This is a genomic window from Stieleria mannarensis, from assembly GCF_014154935.1.
GTDB classification, from domain to species: Bacteria; Planctomycetota; Planctomycetia; order Pirellulales; family Pirellulaceae; genus Stieleria; species Stieleria mannarensis.
The window spans coordinates 1-4,764 of sequence record NZ_JACEHH010000104.1 but is presented as its reverse complement, the minus strand read 5'-3'; the positions used below and the strand labels follow the sequence as shown (position 1 = coordinate 4,764).

Annotated in this window: 5 protein-coding genes; all 5 read right to left on the bottom strand. The window is 55.1% G+C overall.

The window, feature by feature from the left end:
* Positions 1-845: 845 nt before the first annotated feature.
* The gene (locus tag H1B37_RS32285; RefSeq protein ID WP_182871404.1) at positions 846-1,313 is read right to left on the bottom strand and encodes a hypothetical protein; all 468 of its coding nucleotides are present in this window, start codon (positions 1,311-1,313) and stop codon (positions 846-848) included.
* Between the two features lie 291 nt (positions 1,314-1,604).
* A complete protein-coding gene (locus H1B37_RS32280; protein WP_182871403.1) occupies positions 1,605-2,204 on the bottom strand; it encodes a hypothetical protein in 600 nt (199 codons plus the stop codon).
* Positions 2,197-2,319: a hypothetical protein gene (locus H1B37_RS34245; RefSeq protein ID WP_286178465.1), complete on the bottom strand. Its 123-nt coding sequence runs from the start codon at positions 2,317-2,319 to the stop codon at positions 2,197-2,199. The genes H1B37_RS32280 and H1B37_RS34245 overlap by 8 nt, the downstream gene beginning before the upstream one ends.
* Before the next feature lie 225 nt (positions 2,320-2,544).
* The gene (locus H1B37_RS32275; RefSeq protein ID WP_182871402.1) at positions 2,545-3,513 is read right to left on the bottom strand and encodes an SGNH/GDSL hydrolase family protein; all 969 of its coding nucleotides are present in this window, start codon (positions 3,511-3,513) and stop codon (positions 2,545-2,547) included.
* 321 nt (positions 3,514-3,834) lie between these two features.
* Positions 3,835-4,074: a DUF6429 family protein gene (locus H1B37_RS32270; RefSeq protein ID WP_182871401.1), complete on the bottom strand. Its 240-nt coding sequence runs from the start codon at positions 4,072-4,074 to the stop codon at positions 3,835-3,837.
* Between the last annotated feature and the right edge of the window lie 690 nt (positions 4,075-4,764).

Below are 4,764 nucleotides of genomic sequence, written 5' to 3'. Positions count from 1 at the left end.
GAAAGTAGATGACGAGGCAGATTACGATTGAGAACAGGGGGACGACGACGGTCGATACAGCAGTCCATCGACGCACGAATCCCGACCTCCCAATCGTACGCTCGTCTTCCCATTCCTCCAGCTCCGATTCCGTGAATGGCATTGGAGGACGAAAGCGATGTGCATCGAGGATGTACCAAGCTGGGCGGGGAGGAAGCATGACCTCATCGTCGCTCGCACGGTCAATGGCACGCTCACCCTTGTCGATTAGCCTTTGGCGCGGTGATCGGTCCATAACGGTCTCGCGGTTATCAGGTTGATCGCCAGCCCGATCGTCCGAACTGGGCGGTCAATAGTCGAATAGGTCCACGGAGATCGCTGAAAAAGTCAGAAGGCATTTCGCGTGTCACGCTCTTCTACGGGTAACCAATGGAGATCGATCCGCGCATGGGGAGCAATGGGGATCGATCGTGAATCAGAACTTTGTCAGCCCTCGGGTGGGCCGCTCACAGGGCCGAATTAGAGCGGATCGTGGAGTAGCGTGCCAGTTTCTCAGTCCCACGCGAATTCGAGTTGGGTGGCGAAAGCCCGAAGCGCTGACAGAGTGCTTGCCGGGCCCGTCAGGGCCCGGGACCTGTTTGCGACTCCAACGCAGGCCTGGAAGGCCGACACAATAAGCTGCGATCGACAAGGCACGATGAACGGAGTAGCCCCTCATCCGACGGATCATCGGCCTATCGAGCTACTATCCCGGGGCGCAAGCAAGGGCGAATGACTTGCAAGCAAACGACAAAACGCTACGCCAGTCCTGCCGTGAATCAGATTGGTGATCCGTCTCCACGGCGTCCGGTGCCCGCCTGAAAAAGCTATTTCCCAACGGCTGCGAAATCCGAGTATTCGCCCAAGTCTGAAAGTGACGAAAGCTTCTGAAGGACAGCGCACTGACTGGGCGTTGCATCTTCTTGCAGACACGCTGCCGCATCACCATCTTCAACAGGGAAATACTTATCGCGAATCGTTTTCGAATCGAAGACGACCAGCAGCTTGTATTGACCTTTCGCCTTGCCACGATCTCCTATCAAAACGAAGGCACGAATCCCGTGAGTCGGCTTGGAAAAGGCGTTCACAAATTCATCTTTCACAAATGCCTCAAACTTCGCGCTATCGATGCCGTTCCGAAGTTCCAAGGGACGCAAGGAAAACACCGGCATTGCGAGCGTGCTCTCCTCTGGCGTCGCTTTTGATGCGTCTCCCGGTGCAGTGTCTGCCTGAGCAGTGGCCACGCAAACAGAGAAGAGCATGGCGATGGTGAATGCAAGAACATACCGCGTCATTCGTTGGCTCCATAGACCGCGAGGGAAAGTTCGACTTTTAACGACGAGAAGAGACCGTTTTTAGGCAATTGAAGACCACGCAGGCAAACGAAGCGTTGCGGAATGTGTCTCCGAGTGGATTGACGCGCGAGCCGACGTCTTTTGTTCAACAAAATGAAAACTCCGCTCCTTTTGATGAGTCTCAAGAGGATCGGCTGCTACACCGAAAAGCGATGCCACGACACAGCCCGGGGTCACGCAGCGCACCCCGGGTCGCGGCTACAAACAGGGATCAGAGAGAGACACAGCTGATCATTCACGCGATGTCAAATTCTTATTGGTAATTGCCTTTTTTCGGGCGAGTGCGAGTTTGGTGGATTGTATTCTTTCAAGCTCGTCCTCGAACGGCGACAGAAGCTGCACAACGCGTGCGTAGTCCTTGGATCGAAAACACTCTTCCGCTTCCGCAACAGCCGATTTCATCGCTCGTTGATGTTGCCATTGAGCGTGACGCTCGTTTCGAGCTTGTATTTCTTCTTCGGTGGGTTGATAGGCTTCACCATGTGCCTTCAAGAAGTACATGTAGTGCACGGCGGCATCTGACCATTCCGATACATCATCTGGTTGCTCGTCAAGCCAAGCACGGATTTGTTCCCTAAATGGTAGAGCAATGTGATAGAAGTCTGCGACGTCCTCTTCTGGTTGCTGGTCAAAATAGTCACCACGGGTGACATCGCACGGTATTGCCCATCGCTCGACATGTGGAATCAGTTTGCGCAGACGTTCCGGCACGTCATCGACCACGACTTTAAAATACGGTCGATTCTTTGCGTTCATGCCGTATTCATCACGCAAAACGTGAGCGGGATACACGTCGCCGGCTTCCAGCGGCTTGCGTGGATGTTCATTCATAGCAATAACCGCCTGTGGTCACCTTGATCGACGGGAACTCAAATACCAACTCAACTCGCCGACTGCGGTGCATCACTTGGATCGCGCGATCGGCCACGGCAACAGCTTGAGCCATCGTCCCTGATGGCCAATGTACTCGATTCAGAATGGTCAAGGGAAATCTTACTTCCCTGACACCACGCTCTTCGCTGGACAGTCAGGATGAAGCCCGACGGGCTGGCACTGTGATTGCCGACCCTCCGGGCCTCAGACACGTCACCCCGCCAGCCAAATGCGGTCCATCGATCCTACTAGACTCAGCAAACACTGCGTAGTCACCATTTCAGCCGTCGGCTTGTCTTCATCCGCCAAGTTGACCGTGCACCGAATCGAACGATGACACCAGTGCCGAATTCTTCACGATCGTGTTCAAAAAAACGCGGCGAATCGCGTCGTATCCGCGGTCATTCGGATCTTCAATGTTTTGAAAATACCAATAGGTTGGATCGCTTGAGTCGTAGGTCGACCGCCAAAACTGGCGACAATGCGATCCATGGCCGAGAAACGTTGCATACAAGGGAACAACATGCGTATTCGGTCGACGTGCAGCGCACGCGGCAATCACGTCGTTGTAGCGTGAATGGATTTCGAGTCCATCGGGCCAATGCGGCAAGTAGATACTCGGCGCATCACCGACGCCATCGGTGGGATCGTAGATGTTCGCCAGATAGATCTCACAACCGCCGGGAAACCGTGCCGTGATCGTGTCCAGGATGGCATCAAGCCGTTTCCCGAATCGATCGATCCATGGAGCTGATTGATCAAGAGTTGCCCCATACATCGCACATTCTTCCGGTGGTCGTCGACCATAGCTGTGAATCAGATCATTCCCGCCGGTCGTGATCACCACCAAACCGAAAACATCGGGATTCTGCGGAATCAATCGCTCTCGGATAGTATCCAGGTGCTGTTCAGACGTCGACCCCGACACCGCCAGATTCTCGAACTCAAGATTCGGAATCACCGCCGAAAGACACACGTTGCGCATTTCGTCAAATTCGTCGGCAGGGTTTCGGAGCAAGCGGTTGAAGAAGGAATGGTCTGGCGTATCAGCCCCGAGTCCCGCGGTAATACTGTCGCCAATTCCCACAACTTTGACTGGGCGGTCCGTCCAGGGTTGAGTGAAGTAGGAGGCGTCAACACGCGGTCCGGCAGGGCCGCTTCCAATCGGGCGCACGAGAAAGAACCGGATGTAGAAGACGCTCCCGATGATAAGAAGCACGCCCACCGCCAGAATAAGACGCAGTCGCTTTTGGCCTTTTGTACCCATGGTATCCACAAAGCCGCCCAATGATGAATTCCTGGCAGTCGGACTGCCGTGATGGACGCATCATATCAGCAGGCCGACTGCCGATGAGGGAAACCACCCGAATTGACGGGCGGCACCTTTCGGATTCCCCTCAACTTCTTGGCTTTGCCTCTAACCCCGTAGCGGAAGCCGCCAAGGCTTTCGACTTGCAGAATTCCACACGGGAAAAGCCGAAATTCTTGGCGAATTCCGCTACCACATACGCCCCTTGCCGGGTCGAGGGACATAGCCTAGCAACTCCAAGACGCTCGCCAAATTTCTGCGTGGCACAATTCACACCATTCATTCTTGACCGAATAGAGTGTCGAACAGTTCACGGCACTTGGTTAAGCCGTCCGGGGTCAGTGCCACCGATTTTGCCTTGCCAACGGGATCGTGAATCATCCCTTTCTCGTGGAGCCGACCGAGGACATCCCAGTCGTGCCCTTTCCACGCGCGAGCTCCAAATTCGTTCTCGTCGTGAAGGGTCAGCGCGAGAAGTGCCAACACCGCGTCGTCGATCTTATCTGTGTCATATTGCATTGCGATTGATCCCGATCCATTGACGATTCGATGGCAGAACGACGACGACCACCCTGTTCATGCGTCAAGGGGTTGGGGGGGGCAAAGGTGGAGCGGGCATCGCGCTAAATCAATTTATTCGATTGCAATCGCCGTGGGCAATCAGGCATCCCATTTCTCGCCGGAACGTCAGGGGTCGGTTGCCCTGTTCGGCCGAGCCAACCGCACACCGATCGAACCGTGACATCAGGAACGAATCCCTGAAAACGGAGGCCTGATGAATGCCGGTGGGTCACCTCGCAGCAGAGTCATTCGCGTCAATGAGCGTTTATCAGTGGTTCGCAACTCCGACCAGTAAACCACTGCTGAACGCAGATGAACACGAATCACACGCCTCAACTCGCGACACCCTACGAGCGCCAATCGGCGCGTTGTGCCTTTGGTCGGTTTCGTCTCTTAATGAAAGAAGCACCTCTCGGACCACACGACGCGCGCTAACGGGGAAGCCATGCGCCGTTAGATGACTCCATGGGGCAAATGAGATCAAGACGCCGACCGAAGCACCACGCGGATGCCCTGCAACCAGGAGATTCGAGATGCTGACGTGAGCCCTGATTTGCTGCCCTCTCATTCGTCCACTCCCCGAATCCACAAGATCGACGCGCTGGCCGGTCAGATGGAGCTCAACGCCGGCCCCCAATCAACAAAGAA